This is a genomic window from Kiloniella laminariae DSM 19542 (genome assembly GCF_000374005.1).
GTDB classification, from domain to species: domain Bacteria; phylum Pseudomonadota; class Alphaproteobacteria; order Kiloniellales; family Kiloniellaceae; genus Kiloniella; species Kiloniella laminariae.
The window spans coordinates 69,037-83,640 of sequence record NZ_KB893137.1 but is presented as its reverse complement, the minus strand read 5'-3'; the positions used below and the strand labels follow the sequence as shown (position 1 = coordinate 83,640).

The 14,604-nt window shown below is 50.6% G+C and carries 16 protein-coding genes; 5 read left to right on the top strand and 11 right to left on the bottom strand.

Features of this window, described 5'->3' with window-relative positions; genetic code table 11:
* Window positions 1-277 precede the first annotated feature (277 nt).
* From B152_RS0108590 to B152_RS0108570, 5 genes are all read right to left on the bottom strand, one after another.
* Entirely contained in the window at window positions 278-1,006 is a 729-nt protein-coding gene (locus B152_RS0108590) for a competence/damage-inducible protein A (RefSeq protein ID WP_026261393.1), read from the bottom strand.
* A 10-nt stretch (window positions 1,007-1,016) separates the two neighbouring features.
* The gene (locus tag B152_RS0108585) at window positions 1,017-1,487 is read right to left on the bottom strand and encodes a YtoQ family protein (protein WP_026261392.1); all 471 of its coding nucleotides are present in this window, start codon (window positions 1,485-1,487) and stop codon (window positions 1,017-1,019) included.
* A 136-nt stretch (window positions 1,488-1,623) separates the two neighbouring features.
* Entirely contained in the window at window positions 1,624-2,991 is a 1,368-nt protein-coding gene (locus B152_RS0108580) for a PepSY-associated TM helix domain-containing protein (RefSeq protein WP_020591999.1), read from the bottom strand.
* A gap of 61 nt (window positions 2,992-3,052) precedes the next feature.
* A complete protein-coding gene (locus B152_RS0108575; protein WP_157230992.1) occupies window positions 3,053-3,466 on the bottom strand; it encodes a hypothetical protein in 414 nt (137 codons plus the stop codon).
* A 140-nt stretch (window positions 3,467-3,606) separates the two neighbouring features.
* Window positions 3,607-4,161, bottom strand: coding sequence for a hypothetical protein (locus tag B152_RS0108570; RefSeq protein ID WP_026261390.1), 555 nt, complete (start codon window positions 4,159-4,161; stop codon window positions 3,607-3,609).
* A gap of 257 nt (window positions 4,162-4,418) precedes the next feature.
* Here B152_RS0108570 and sfsA point away from each other — a divergent pair, with 257 nt between their 5' ends.
* The 4 genes from sfsA (at window position 4,419) to B152_RS0108550 (ending at window position 7,305) form a co-directional block, all read left to right on the top strand.
* Window positions 4,419-5,120, top strand: coding sequence for a DNA/RNA nuclease SfsA (gene sfsA, locus B152_RS0108565; protein ID WP_020591996.1), 702 nt, complete (start codon window positions 4,419-4,421; stop codon window positions 5,118-5,120).
* 63 nt (window positions 5,121-5,183) lie between these two features.
* A complete protein-coding gene (map, locus tag B152_RS0108560) occupies window positions 5,184-5,993 on the top strand; it encodes a type I methionyl aminopeptidase (RefSeq protein ID WP_020591995.1) in 810 nt (269 codons plus the stop codon).
* A 38-nt stretch (window positions 5,994-6,031) separates the two neighbouring features.
* A complete protein-coding gene (gene radC, locus B152_RS0108555; protein ID WP_020591994.1) occupies window positions 6,032-6,715 on the top strand; it encodes a RadC family protein in 684 nt (227 codons plus the stop codon).
* Window positions 6,716-6,765: 50 nt separating this feature from the next.
* Window positions 6,766-7,305 (top strand): cysteine hydrolase family protein, encoded by a 540-nt coding sequence (locus tag B152_RS0108550; RefSeq protein WP_020591993.1) that lies wholly within the window; start codon window positions 6,766-6,768, stop codon window positions 7,303-7,305.
* An 11-nt stretch (window positions 7,306-7,316) separates the two neighbouring features.
* Here B152_RS0108550 and B152_RS0108545 read toward each other — a convergent pair whose 3' ends face one another.
* The 6 genes from B152_RS0108545 to B152_RS25220 form a co-directional block, all read right to left on the bottom strand.
* On the bottom strand, window positions 7,317-8,039 hold the full coding sequence (locus B152_RS0108545; protein ID WP_020591992.1) for an ABC transporter ATP-binding protein: 723 nt from the start codon (window positions 8,037-8,039) through the stop codon (window positions 7,317-7,319).
* Window positions 8,020-8,784, bottom strand: coding sequence for an ABC transporter ATP-binding protein (locus B152_RS0108540; RefSeq protein WP_020591991.1), 765 nt, complete (start codon window positions 8,782-8,784; stop codon window positions 8,020-8,022). The genes B152_RS0108545 and B152_RS0108540 overlap by 20 nt, the downstream gene beginning before the upstream one ends.
* Window positions 8,781-9,653: a branched-chain amino acid ABC transporter permease gene (locus tag B152_RS0108535; RefSeq protein ID WP_020591990.1), complete on the bottom strand. Its 873-nt coding sequence runs from the start codon at window positions 9,651-9,653 to the stop codon at window positions 8,781-8,783. Before B152_RS0108535 ends, B152_RS0108540 begins: the two co-directional genes overlap by 4 nt.
* On the bottom strand, window positions 9,650-10,510 hold the full coding sequence (locus tag B152_RS0108530; protein ID WP_020591989.1) for a branched-chain amino acid ABC transporter permease: 861 nt from the start codon (window positions 10,508-10,510) through the stop codon (window positions 9,650-9,652). The genes B152_RS0108535 and B152_RS0108530 overlap by 4 nt, the downstream gene beginning before the upstream one ends.
* Window positions 10,511-10,594: 84 nt before the next feature.
* On the bottom strand, window positions 10,595-11,743 hold the full coding sequence (locus B152_RS0108525) for an ABC transporter substrate-binding protein (protein ID WP_020591988.1): 1,149 nt from the start codon (window positions 11,741-11,743) through the stop codon (window positions 10,595-10,597).
* 290 nt (window positions 11,744-12,033) lie between these two features.
* Window positions 12,034-12,780, bottom strand: a complete 747-nt coding sequence (locus tag B152_RS25220; RefSeq protein ID WP_157230991.1) for a hypothetical protein — start codon at window positions 12,778-12,780, stop codon at window positions 12,034-12,036.
* 362 nt (window positions 12,781-13,142) lie between these two features.
* Here B152_RS25220 and purB point away from each other — a divergent pair, with 362 nt between their 5' ends.
* Window positions 13,143-14,534, top strand: a complete 1,392-nt coding sequence (gene purB / locus B152_RS0108510; RefSeq protein WP_020591985.1) for an adenylosuccinate lyase — start codon at window positions 13,143-13,145, stop codon at window positions 14,532-14,534.
* The last annotated feature ends 70 nt before the right edge of the window (window positions 14,535-14,604 follow it).

Below are 14,604 nucleotides of genomic sequence, written 5' to 3'. Positions count from 1 at the left end.
CTATACAAAGTGACTTGATTTACAAAAAATAACAAGAAAATAAACAGATTTAAGGCTGACAGAGCTATTGCCTTCAGCAACACAGCAGTCGTTTATTGTCTCGGGATCGAACTATTAAACCGAAGTGCCAGGAATTACTCAATTTGAACTGAGAATTATTATTATTCTCCTTCAACTTTCCAGCCAATAAATCCAAAAAATTGGAATTCCCCAAAGGCTATTAAATTTATTTTTAACTTATATTCCAAAGCCATACCCATTTTCTACTTTCGAAAACCTACCCATGACGCATCAGGATTTCCGCAATCTGTTCGGCACAAAAATCAAGCAGTTGCTGATCAGTTGAACGCATCACAATCCGCACCCCCGTGCCTCCTTTTCCCATGAAAGGGTAACTGCCGATATCTACCGCAGGAAATTTTTCCTGAACGGCTTTGAGATCCCCTGCAATCTCTCCCTCCTTGGCTGAACTGCTCAAGGTCTTCGAGATCATCGGCAATCCACCGGTCAGGCCAGGTGCAAGCTTGGCAAACATCGACTGCATGATCTTCGGCACACCGGCCATCACAAAAACATTGCCCATGCGATAACCCGGTGCAATCGAGATGTCATTTTCGACCAGTTCAGCCCCCTCCGGCACATGGGCCATGCGCAAACGCGCCTCTGTCAGCTGTTCCTGCCCATAAAAATCAAGCATCAAGCGATGTGCTTCCGGATGAAGGATTAGAGGGACTGCAAAGGCATCGGCAATGCACTGTGATGTAATATCATCATGGGTCGGTCCGATCCCTCCGGTCGTAAATACATAATCAAACCTGTCGCGAACGTCGTTCACCGTGGCAACAATGCGCTCGGCAACGTCGGGAATAACCCGGGCTTCATCAAGCCGTATTCCGAGATCATTCAGCTTTTCCCCAAGAAACGCCATATTGGCATCCTGGGTCCGGCCAGAGAGAATTTCGTTACCGATAATCAGTAAACAAGCCTTGTAGATCCGCTCCATCATGTGCTCCTGCTCAGGCCTGAGATCTTGCTGCTGGGAGTTTTCCGGTCAAGACATACCGCAGGATCTCGACAATCTGTTCCGGTGTTTCGGCGACAGCCAGAGCAGCCGCATCAACTTCTTTCAAAGCATGCTGATGATCAGCCCCATGCAGAATAACCAGGCTTTTGCCCAGAGCTGCCGCATACCCGGCGTCAAAAGCAGCGTTCCACTGTTTATATTTTTCACCAAAACAGACCACGACCACATCCGCCTTTTCGATCAGACCACGGGTTCGAATGGCATTAAGCTTTGCTCCCTTGTGATCATGCCAGAATTTGTCCGGCTCAGCACCAAGAATGGCCACGCCACAATCATCTGAGGCTGCATGATTGGTGACTGGTGCCTGAAACACGACATCAAGCCCTGTTTCTTCGGCTTTTTGCACAATCACATCCCGCCAATTCGTATGAATTTCCCCTGAAAGATAAACCTGTAACGTCATGTCAGCTCCGATAATCAATTTTAAAAATCATCGTTATGATCGCATCCGTTCACGGACAAAACCAGGGAAACAACCATAAAGGGCCAGAGTTTCCTCCGGCCCTTCTTATCAGCAACAAACCTGCTTCTCCGCAAGATCATGATATTTTTGCAGGTGAAACCCTCGTAACCACAAAGTCAATAATCAGCGCGACAATCAGGGAAGCCCCCATCAAAGGGAAGATCAGGCAAAGCGCCAGTGCGATAAATAGAACTCCCTTGGCAAGACGATAATCAGCAGGAACGCGCGGTACCCCAAGGCTGCCCGCCGGGCGACGTTTCCACCACATCACCGCCCCGGAAACCGCCATCATGATAATCGACAGACAAACCACAAGCAGAACCAGTTGATTAACAAGGCCAAATTCCTGCCCCATATGAACATTTATTCCCCATTCCATGGCCTTGGCAACCGGACCGTAGTCTTCATACCTCAGATCAATCAGGGCTTCTCCCGAATACTGATCCAAATGAATCATCCGCTGATTATCAAGCTGGTCAGGGAAAATCGAGGCAGAATAAACTCCCTCAGCATCTGAAGGCAGGTCAATGGAATAACCGGGAGTGATAGAGTGTCCGTCAAAAATCTTGACGGCGGCATCCAGACCAATGGCAGCGGCGGCGCCCTCTACGGCTGTCGACAATGGCATCGGCGCATTTTCAAGTGACCAGGATATTTGTCCCATCGCATCCTTCGACGGAACGGTCGAGCTTGGCACCTCATCCCACAGATTGGGCGGGTATCCCAAGCCGGATTCTGCCGCCAGCCTGTTGGTTTCTGCGCCCCACCAGACTGACCAGGGCAGGCCTGTCATCGCCAGAAAAGTAATAAAGCCCGCGGTAAACAGACCGAGAACAGCATGGATATCACGCCAAAACATTCGCTTCTTGGGTGTCCCCCGAACGGTTACAACACCCCCGGCCTGTCCGCGTGGCCACCAGAGGTAAACGCCTGTGATCGTCAACATAATCGCCCAACAGGCAACAATCTCGATAACATAATTTGCCACCTCACCAAAATAGGCCAGGCTGTGAATTTTTTGTACCATGCGCATGATATGGCCCTCACGCGGAACCACACCCAGAATTTCCGCGTCATAGGGGTTTACATAAACAAACAGTCGTTCTCCTTCGCTGTTTTTCACCCCAACCTTGGCACTGGAGTTTTCTGAAGCCGGAGGTGAATAGCTGAACGACTTCCCTTCCGGCACCGCAAGCACAGCTGCGGCAACCAGATCAGTATGGCTTATAGCTTCTCGGCCCCCCTGCTCAACCTGCAGCTGAGCCCGATACAATATCGAATCAAGCTCATCATCAAACAGGTACAGAGCCCCTGTCACCGCCAGAGAAATCATAAAGGGCAACACCAGCAACCCTGCATAAAAATGCCAACGCCAAACGGCTTTATAGAGCCCGGAATAGGCTTGGCTTGCGACGGGCATGTTCGTCGCGGTCATATCAGTCATGGAACACCTCGGCTTCAGGTCGCTCCTCTGCAGGAACGACGACATATCAGATCAAAATAATTCAGCTGAAACTTGAACTGATAACCGGAGGCGCGCGCGGATGAGATTGACGATTGAGTAAAAACCCGGTCAGACCAAGGTCTTCGTGACCGGGTAGCGCTCCTGCCAGATAATAGGAGCGGGGAGCTGTTTTTGTTAACTCTGCCTGGGCAAGCCTGTCACCAAGCGAGGAAAAACAGATATTAAAACAGCAGCCATCCACCAGAGGATCGTGGTCTGGCGCAGCCGGTGTCTTGCTGCCAAGAGAGACAATACCATCCGGAGTACAGATGACGAGATCGGAAAAAAGTCTGGAAGGGTTTGCCTGTTCACCGGGGTGACAGGCGGCAACAAGCCGTAAAAACAGCAGAGACAAGGCAAGAAAAGCAACAGCTCCCTGCCTGTTCCACAGTGTTTTTCGTCTATCGCCCGTCAAAATACCAGCTTCCCCAAGCAGAACATTCAATTGAAGAAAGCTATCTAGGGCAACAGAGTTTTTGTCAAGCTATCTGCTCCCCAGACACAAGAAAACCGAGGGTATCCGTCTTTAGAGATCACGCAAAATTCGATAACTTTCTAGCGCTGATAATAACCCTTGGAGCGCATGCAGCGGCTAAAGTGCACGGCCTGGCGCTGTTTGGGTTCTTGCGTGTCGATGCTGCTGCGCAGCTTGAACAGAGAAGATCCTCCCCCGCCGAGGCTGTCATTAAAGCTTCCTCCACGATCATCCTCAACCCGTGCATCATGGGCAATCAGGGCCTCGGCATAATAATGACAGGAGGCCACATCGGACTGGTACTCCTCTTCACTTTTGGGCTCTGTTGCAGAATAGAGCTGTCCGTCGCTGCCCTCGATCAGGACCGAAGGGTTGCTACTCCCATAGGGGTTGTTTTCAGCTGCAGGCTGATCACTTATGGTGAGGCCATCCGGAGTGTTGCTGACCGTACCGGAAACAGCGCTGTTATTTACAGCCCCGCCAGTATCGCTCGGCGGCAGAGCAAGGGTCGAAGAGCTGGTGGCAGGGGCTGTCGTTTTTTCAACCGGAGTTTCCTTTTGACCGTTCCCACCAAAAGCACAGCCTGACAAAAGAATGACAGATGCAAAAAAAGCAGCAGTTTTAAGGTTCGGCATAAAAAAATCTCCCAGTAGAACAGTCTTTGACAATGGTTCAGCCTGCGATTTCAACAGGCTTGCCCTTTTCTGGACCAGCGAACAGAATGACTTGGGCAATCTGCACCGTCTTCAGAGTCTTTTACAAGTGTTATAAATGGTACCATGCACCCTACCCACTTAACAAAACACAAATAAGTCACCATAGTTGTATGACAGCAACCTTTTTTCTCCCATGACTCACAAAGTACATTCCCACCTTCGCCCCGGATCTCCTTATGATTTTTGCAACACCGCTTATTCAAGGCACCCTGATCAAACGCTACAAGCGTTTTCTGGCTGACATAAAATTAACAGACGGCACGATTGTCACAGCCCACACAACCAATACCGGGTCCATGCTGACACTTGTTGAACCGGGTTCGCCGGTCTGGCTGTCTGAATCCGATAACCCGAAACGCAAACTCAAATACACCTGGGAAATCGGTTCCACAGGGCCAACAGCTGTTGGCGTCAACACCGCCGTGCCTAACTTGTTGGTTTTCGAAGAGATCACCAAAGGCAAGGTAGAGAGCTTGACGGGATACAGCACCATCAAACGGGAAGTGAAGTACGGGAAAAACTCACGCATTGATGTCTTCCTGCAACAGGAAGATCGGGCAGATTGTTATGTCGAGGTCAAATCCGTCACCCTGAGCAGAAAACCGGGCGTTGCCGAGTTTCCAGATGCTGTTTCAAGCAGAGGAACCAAACATCTGGAAGAGCTGGGCGATATGGTTGAACAGGGACATCGGGCAGTGATGTTCTATCTTGCCCAGCGCGGCGACTGTACCGACTTTACCACAGCCGGCGATATCGATCCGGTTTATGCCGAGGCTCTGAAGCAGGCAATCAAACGCGGGGTCGAGGTGCTTGCCTATAGCTGTCTGGTCGGTCCGGAGGGAATTTTCTTGGATAAGCCCCTTGTGGTGCGTATATAAGCGGGAAACTTTTAAAAGCGCTGATAGCGCTACACTGATAAATCTGGAAATGGATCAGAGAACGTGATCGACAATCTGACAAGAGAAGAACGACAGTTTGTAACCTACACCGAAGAAGACTTTGCCGGGATGCGCAAAGCAGGGAAACTTGCCGCTGAAACGCTAGATTTCATCACCCCCTATGTAGAACCTGGTGTCTCGACAGGCAAACTGAATGACCTCTGTCATGAGTTTATTGTCTCGCACAATGCTGTTCCCGCACCTTTGAACTACAAGGGTTTTCCCAAATCAATCTGCACATCAGTCAACCACGTGGTCTGTCATGGTATCCCCGGCGAAGACAAGATTTTGCGCGACGGTGACAGCCTGAACATCGATGTCACGGTCATTCTTGACGAATGGCATGGCGACACCAGCCGCATGTTTTTTGCCGGCAATCCGAACGTCAAATCCAAACGCCTGTGCGATGTAACCTATGATTGCCTGATTCGGGGCATCGAGGTGGTAAAGCCCGGTGCAACACTTGGTGATATTGGTCATGCAATCCAGACCTACGCGGAAGAAAATCGCTATTCCGTTGTCGAAGATTTTTGTGGTCATGGCATCGGCCGTAGCTTTCATACACCACCAAGCGTGCTGCATTACGGAGAACCCGGCAAAGGCGCCCGTTTGCTTGAAGGCATGATCTTTACGATCGAGCCCATGATCAACGGCGGAAAATATGCCGTTAAAATTCTCAACGACGGCTGGACGGCCGTCACCAAGGATCGTTCTCTTTCCATGCAGTTCGAACACACCATCGGCGTAACCACCAACGGCTGCGAGATATTCACCCTCTCCCCCAAGGGATGGCATAAACCACCTTACGATTAGGACAGTTAAACAATCGGGAAACCACCCCGGGAGGTCGCGTGCAACAGGACAAACCTCACTTTCATGGCCACCGCGAAAGACTGCGCCAGCGTCTGCTCGACAACGGCACGGAAAGCCTGGCGGATTATGAAATACTGGAATGCCTGCTGTTTGGCGCCAATCCTCGGGGAGACACAAAACCGCTGGCCAAGAAACTGATCGCGGAATTTGGCTCATTGGCCGGGGTTTTTGCAGCTTCCGGCGAAGAACTACAAAAAATAACGGGTATGGGGATCGCCGCAACGAGCATCCTGAAGATTGTTCCCGAAGCAGCCCGCCGGATGAGCAAGGCGGTATTGCTCGAACATCCCGTGATCAATTCTTGGGAAAAGCTCGTCGACTATTGCCAGATTTCCATGGGTCACGAGCAGATAGAACAATTTCGCCTGCTGTTTCTCGATCGCAAGAACCGTCTTATAGCCGATGAGGTCCAGCAAAAGGGTACCGTAGATCATACGCCGGTTTACCCAAGGGAAGTGGTCAAACGGGCCCTCGAACTCAACGCCTCGGCCTTGATCATGGTACACAATCACCCCAGCGGAGACCCGACCCCATCAGCCGCCGACCTGGCAATGACCCGTGAGGTGAAGTCAGTCTGCCAGAAACTGGGGATTGAACTCCACGATCATCTGATCATCAGCCGCAGCGGCCACAGCTCCATGCGCAATCTCCAACTACTCTAAAGCACTTTGTACTTATTTTCTGTCAATCAATAATGAGGTAGCTATCAATCATGAAGTCAGCAGTTTTGGTTATTGATCTTCAATCCGCCCTGCTCGATCCCGATCCGAGACCCGATGAAATAGATGCTGTAATCGAAAGAATTAACAAACTCACTCATCGGGCAAGAAATGCCAAAGTCCCCGTGATCTTCATTCAGCATGAAGCTGAGAACAGCGTCCTGGCATACGACGCTCCGGGATGGCAGTTGCAGTCAAATCTGGATTGCGAGGAAATCGATATTATTGTCAGAAAAACAACACCTGATTCATTCCTGCGCACCAATCTGGAACAAACACTCCAGTATCACGATATCAATAACCTGATCATCTGCGGCTACGCTACAGAGTTTTGCGTCGACACCACCACTCGCAGGGCAGCTGCCCTTGGATACACAGTCCAGCTTGTTTCCGATGCACACACAACCCACGACAAAGACCACGCCAACGCGCGGGAGATTCGGACACACCACAGCGCGACGCTGCCGAATATCACCAGTTTTGGCCCTAAAATTCAGGCAATACAGGCCGTCGATATTGTTCTCAACAATTAGCCCGACGCTATTTAAGAAGCCTCTTTTGTCATGCCGAGAAAGGCCTCGATAAGATCCGGGGCTTTTCGTGCTTCTGTGGCCGTTCCTTGCCAGACAGACTGCCCTGATTCCAGTACACAGACCTGATCAGCCACTTCCAGTGCTCTTTTTGTATTCTGCTCGACCAGTAAGATTGTCACCCCCTGGCTCTTCAGGTGGTTAATGGCATGGTAACAGACATCGACCATTTTGGGCATCAGTCCCAGAGAGACCTCGTCAATCATCAACAGACGGGGCTCTGCCATCATTGCCCGTCCCATGGCCAGCATCTGCTGCTCTCCTCCGGACAGCGTACTCGCCGGTTGCTTCAAACGTTCGGTCAGACGAGGGAAAAGTGTAAAGACAATCTCCTTGTTTATTGTTTCACGGCCCTTGGGCAGACTGTAACCACCGACAGTCAGGTTCTCTTCGATCGTCAGATCAGGGAACAGGCGCCGTCCTTCCGGTGCCACGGCAATACCCAGCCTGACCCGTTCTCTCGCTGACAGGCTTGAGATATCAGTCCCATCAAACCTGATCGCGCCAGACATCAGCTGTACGTGACCGGCAATGCTCATAATCGTACTGGATTTTCCTGCCCCGTTCGGCCCCAGGAGAGCAAAAATCTCGCCTTGTTGAATCGTCAGGGAGAGATCATGTACGGCATGAAAAGCACCATAACCACAGTCCATGTTTTCAAGCTGCAGCATGGCCATTCCCCTCTCCCAGATAAGCCGCCCGGACGACAGATGTATTCATGACCGCTTCCGGATCGCCTTCGCCGATTTTATTTCCATTGTCCTGAACAATCAGGCGAGAACAGATACGCATGACCTCCCCCAAATTATGTTCAATAAGAATAATGCTCTGTCCCGCCTGGTTCAGCGCAACAATCATATCGGCCAGCTTGTGAGCCTCGGCATGATTAAGACCCGCCAGTGGTTCGTCCAGCAGCAGCAGGCTCGGCTTCAACGCGAGAGCACGTGCGACTTCAAGTCTTTTCAGATACCCAAGAGGCAAATTTGAAGGATCTGCCTCTGCCGCATCGGCAATTCCGACCTGGGCCAGAAGCTGTGCAGCCTGTTCTTTTTCCCGCTGTCTTTTCATCCGGAACAGAGCAGAAAAGGGAGAAGCTGTATGGCGGGAACCTGCTGCCAGAGCAACATTTTCCAAAACTGTCATATTGCGAAAGGGCTTGACCAGCTGTTGCGAGAAACCAAGGCCGAGGCGGACCCGTTGATGCACAGGCAATTTTGTCAAAATTTTCCCCAAGAGGCGGATTTCTCCCTCCGTTGGTGTCACGACCCCGGTGATCGCGCGCATCATCGTGGTCTTTCCTGCTCCGTTCGGCCCGATAAACCCGAGCAGTTCCCCCTTGTTCAGGGAAAAGGAAACACCATTCACCGCTGTTACCCCCCCGAACCGGACGGTGACGGCAGAAACGTCAAGAAGCGTCGTCATGATTTTACCCCCCTGGTTTTTGAGGGGAAGATCCGGCGTGCCAGCCCGGCCATGCCCCCTGGACTAAAGCGCATCATCGCAAACAACAGGCCGCCATAGAGCAGCAACTTGTATTCATCAAAAAATTGAATCCAGAGCGGGAGAATACTAAGAAGTGCAGCCGCAAAAATCACACCGGGAACTGACCCGATTCCGCCGATCACGACCATCGCCAGGACTGTAATAGATTCCACAAAACCAAAACTTTCAGGGTCAATAAAGCGGACATTATGCGCATAGAGCGCCCCCGCAAGTCCCGCCAGCGCCGTTCCCATGGCAAAGGCAGCCAGCTTGTATCTGGACACGTCCAGTCCGATTACCCTCGCGGTATCTTCATCCGAGGCGATGGCATCAAAAGAATACCCCATCCAGGAGCGTTTGAGGTGCAGGCTAAACAAAATAGTTAGCGCAACAAACAGCAGGACAAAAAGCATAAAACCTGCTTTGCTCAAACCTGAATCGGGTATGCCAGAGACTCCCATTTCACCGCCGACAAAATCGAGCTGGCGGGTAATCCCGACAAACAGGAAACCGACCCCCATTGTTGTGATTGCCAGGAAATCATGGCGTACGCGCAACGAGGCAAAACCAACAATAATCCCAACGAGACCGGCCAAAATGACCGCTCCCAGCAAACCGACCCCGATAGGCAAACCTGCCTTGGTCAGGAGCGCAGAGGTATAGGCACCAATACCGTAAAACGCCGCATGCCCCAGACTGATCTGACCACAAAACCCTGTAATAAGGTTCAGGCTGAGGGCAAAGATTACCGCAACCCCCATTGCCGTAATCACACTGATTTCATACGCACCAAGTCCCAGCATGATCATGCCCTCCCGAACAGACCCTGAGGGCGCACCATCAGGACCAGAATAAGGAAAGCAAAAGCAATCGCATCGCGATCCAGGAATTTACCAAGATATATGGTGCCAAAAGCCTCAATCACTCCCAGCGCCAAAGCGGCGAGAAGCGTCCCTCTGACATCGCCAAGCCCCCCCAGAACAATAATCGCCAGAGCCTTGTAACTGGGAACACTGCCCATGGTTGGCTCGACCATGTTATTGAGCAAGGCCACCATCACACCGGCAGATGCCGCAAAAGCAGAGCCAATAAAGAAATTCAGATAGCGAACCTTGATAATATCAATCCCGAAGGACTCAGCCATATCAGGATCGGTAACCGTTGCCCGCCATGCTGTACCAAAACGGGTTTTCCCGGAAAACACTGCCAAAGCACCCACCAGAAGCAGGGTCCCCGCAGCAGTTGCAACTTCACCCAGTCGCAACGTCACCCCAAACATCTGAACAACATCCTGCAAGGGGGGATTCTCAAAAGAAATACCATAGGGTCCAAAAACCAGACGGTAGACTTCTTCCATGGCAATAAACAAACCGATCGAGGCAATCAGCGCCACATAAGGAGGCTTATCCAGGATTGGCTGATAACAGAGGCGATAAATCGCCATTCCCACGATCCCAACTGTCACCATGGCAACAAGCAATGCCAGCAACAGGCTGCCTGTCGCGTTGGTCACAAGAACACCAACATAACCACCAAGCGTAAAGAGCCCGGCATGAGCAACGTGGAGTATTCGCAACAGTCCATAGACCAGAGTCAGTCCCACAGCGACCAGCGCATAGATACTGCCCTGCACCAGGCCCTGGGCCAGCAGTTCGACATACAACATCAGGTAAAGTTCCAGTTAGGGTCGTGGAAATGGTGGATCAGCGAACCAGCCTCTTCTTCAGGCCAATCTACTCTTCGGATCAATCTACTCTTCGGGGGGAGCCAGAAGATCCTTGTCATCGATGACAGCATAGTGATGCCATGCACCGTCTTTCACGATCTGGACCTGCACATCTTTTTTCACTTCACCAAGACCATTAAAAGAGATTGTTCCCGTTGAGGCGACCAGATTGGTTTGTGCAATCGCATCGCGGATTGCCGCACGATCTGTTGTTCCAGCTTTGCGCATGGCTTCAATGACAACCTTCGCGGCTGTATGGCCGGACGCCGCAACCATGTCAGCGTTATAGCCTGCCTTTTTCTCGAATGCCTGGATGAAGTCGTGGGTTTCTGCAACCGTTGAATCACGATCAAGCGAAGTGGTAATCAGGACACCTTCAGATGTGGGGCCAGCGATCTCGATGAACTTGTCGGAATCGTACCCTTCCTGACCGATTACAGGCACGTCAATACCCGCGGAACGCAGCTGGTTAACCAGTGGACCAGCAGTAAAGAAATAACCGGAAGCATAGATTGCATCAGGTTGATCTGCTTTTACCTTGGTCACAATCGGTCCGAACTGACGATCCTTGATCGAGTATTCATATTCACTGACGATCTCGATCCCATAATCGGCGGCCTTTTCTTTAAAGCCTGCGGCGAGAGACTGCCCAAAATCATTCTGCAGGGTTATAACGACGACACGCTTCTTACCCAGCATCTCACCGATCAATTTTGCTCCTGCGCGGCCCTGAACCTCACCAACAAAGGAGGTCCGGAAAACGTAATCACCCGATTTGGTAATATCAGGGTGTACAGCATAGGCAGAAACATAGGGCACCCCTTCAGACTGAAAAACCCCTGCAGCAGCGCGGGTTGAGCCTGAATAACTACCAGAGATCGCGACAACGACCTCATCCTGACTGATCAGTCTGTTGGCAATTGGAACCGCTTCTTTTGGAGAGGCCAGGTCATCATATTGAATCAGCTCGATCTGGGTTCCATTGATCCCACCTTCCGCATTCGCCTGCTCGATGGCCAGCTCAGCCCCCAGCAAAGCTGACTTGCCATCAGCAGCAGCAAAACCCGTTAAGGGCACATTCATGCCAATTTTCACGGTATCGGCCAATGCTGATCCTGATATCAATGCCCCGGCAACTGCCAGCACAGCAATCCTGTTGGTTATTTTTGACATAAAGAAACCCCTGTTGTCGTCTATCAATTTTTAATTTGTATATACAAGTTTAAGGGGGAAGATATTTTCACGTCAAGAAGAAATAAAGCTTCACCCAAAGATAACTCGACAAAATATTATTTCACGAAGGGATCCTATTTTCAGTATGAACAAATAATCCCTCTTGATCTCCTTTGAAAAACAACCGCTCCCGATCCTGTTATATTCCAGCAGGAATCACTTTAAAGCTTCCATAAAAAAAGGCCTCCGAAGAAGCCTTTTTTTATCTATCCAAACCAAGCGGACTAGTTTTAGGAAATTTCTTTCTTCGCCTGACGCAATCTGTACCAAAAGGAAAACAGATAGAAGAACAGGAAGCAGGCGACAAAGAATTCGCTCAATTCGTTAAAGTCCATATCAAAATAGGCAAAGTCATCCAGCCGCGTCCACTTCTGGAACAACTGCCGCAGAATTCTTGACGTTAAGCAGTAAATTGTTACTGGCAAGCCCACAACGGTAGGGAAGAGCCAGTAGAGTGCGCTGCCCATAGCCGGTTTTGCCAGAAAACCAAAGCGGATAATCAGCGGAATCAGGATTGTGCCGATTGCCATGCCAATCATGATAACAGACTTGATCGTCGTATCATGGCCATTGAGAGTATTGTGAAAATTTGTCTCGTTATGGTCATTAATTGCTGCAAGGCTTTCCGGTGTTTCCCACTGGAACCAATGCTGGCCCCAGCTGATTTCCTCACCCGCGGCAACAAAAACAGCCAAAGAACAGAGAACAAGCCAGTACCCGAGATACTTTGAAGGTAAAGCCTCGCGCATTCTCCAGGAGAGAACTCCAAACACCACTGCCGGAGCCAACAGGAAGAATGCCGAATTTTCAACGATACCCCGGCGTTCGCTTTCAATATAATATTCGTAGTCTTGCCAGTCCGGAAAGATCGTTCTGCCAACGATCATCACCAGCAACATACACAGGGGTAACCACATCCAGTACAGCCTGGGGAAATCATTCAGCCTGCTGACCAGATTCTGAGAATTTTTGTTCACATCCGCCTCGAGTTTTTTTGTTGGTTTTTTAAAGTTATCAAAATTTTCTGGGGCAAGGATATATCACAGGCGACAACAAGATGAAACAGAACAGCTACAGAGTATTTTTTGATCTTGTCAGCAGAAAAACGAGCTTGAATAACAAGCTCCGTCAGCATCGCGAAGAAATAATAATTAGTAGTCTTTTCAACCCTCTTTCCAATAGAAAGCGCTAAACCCCCGAACAAAAATCATTATGGAGGTTGACAGAAAGCGTCAACTTCGCTTGTTTCACCCTGAAATCTGTGAAATCTGCGATCAGAAAACTGCTGCAGATCCAGCACGCAGATCCTGTGCAAATGTCCTAAAGGAACCGAGGCACCATGATCCCCCGTTACAGTCGTCCGGAAATGACCACCATCTGGGAACCGGAAAACAAATTCCGTATCTGGTTCGAAATCGAAGCCCATGCCTGTGATGCACAAGCTGAACTTGGCGTTATCCCTAAAGAGGCAGCAGCTGTTGTCTGGGCAAAAGGTCAGAAGCCTTACACCCCTGAACGTATTGCCCGGATCGACGAGATCGAGATGGAAGTCAAGCATGACGTCATCGCCTTTCTCACCGAACTGGCAGAACACGTCGGTGATGAAGCCCGCTTTGTCCATCAGGGCATGACTTCTTCCGATGTACTGGACACCTGTCTTTCCGTTCAGATGTCTCAGGCGGCAGACCTGCTTCTGGCTGATCTGGATCGCCTTTTAGCAGCACTTAAAAAACGTGCTGAAGAAACCAAATATATGGTCTGCATCGGTCGCTCTCACGGTATCCACGCAGAGCCTGTGACCATGGGCCTCAAGTTTGCCCGTTTCTATGCCGAAATGCTGCGTAATAAAAAACGCCTGCAGCTCGCCCGTGAAGAAATCGCCACCTGTGCGATTTCCGGTGCGGTCGGTACTTTCGCCAACGTCGATCCACAGGTGGAAGAGCACGTTGCGGAAAAAATGGGTCTAACCCCGGAGCCAATCTCGACTCAGGTCATCCCCCGGGATCGGCATGCCAACTATTTCGCCACACTGGGTATCATCGCCTCTTCTGTCGAAAATGTCGCCACAGAGATTCGTCATCTGCAGCGGACCGAAGTCCGCGAAGCCCAGGAATACTTTGCCCCGGGGCAAAAGGGCTCTTCTGCCATGCCGCACAAGCGCAACCCGATCCTGACAGAAAACCTGACCGGACTGGCGCGTATTGTTCGTTCTGCAGTCACCCCTGCCCTGGAAAACGTCGCCCTGTGGCACGAACGGGATATTTCCCACTCTTCCGTCGAGCGGATGATCGGCCCCGATGCCACAATCACCCTGGACTTCGCCCTGAACCGCCTGGCAGGCACGATTGAAAAGCTGGTGGTTTACCCCCAGAACATGCTCGATCACCTGAATAATTTTGGCGGCATTCACGACGCCCAGCGCGTTCTGCTCTATCTCACACAGAACAATGTCAGCCGTGAAGAGGCTTACCGTATTGTTCAGCGCAACGCCATGCGGGTATGGAAAAGCTATGGTATTGATCCGGACAATCCTGATAGCCCGGCAGAACTGGATGCCGTGGAAAAAGAAGCCCAGAGTCACGCCAACCGCTTCTTCTTCTTTATGTCAAAAGACGAAGGACTGACTCAAATTCTCCCTGTTGAGAAACTGACAGCACTTCTGGAAGAAGACTCGATCAGCTATCACACCAAAAATATCGACCGGATTTTCAAGCGCATCTTCATGCACTAGTGGAGCGAATTTGACATTTGAATCCCATCCGCGGCCGGGTTCGTTTTCAAATGCCATATTCAAAAGTTCC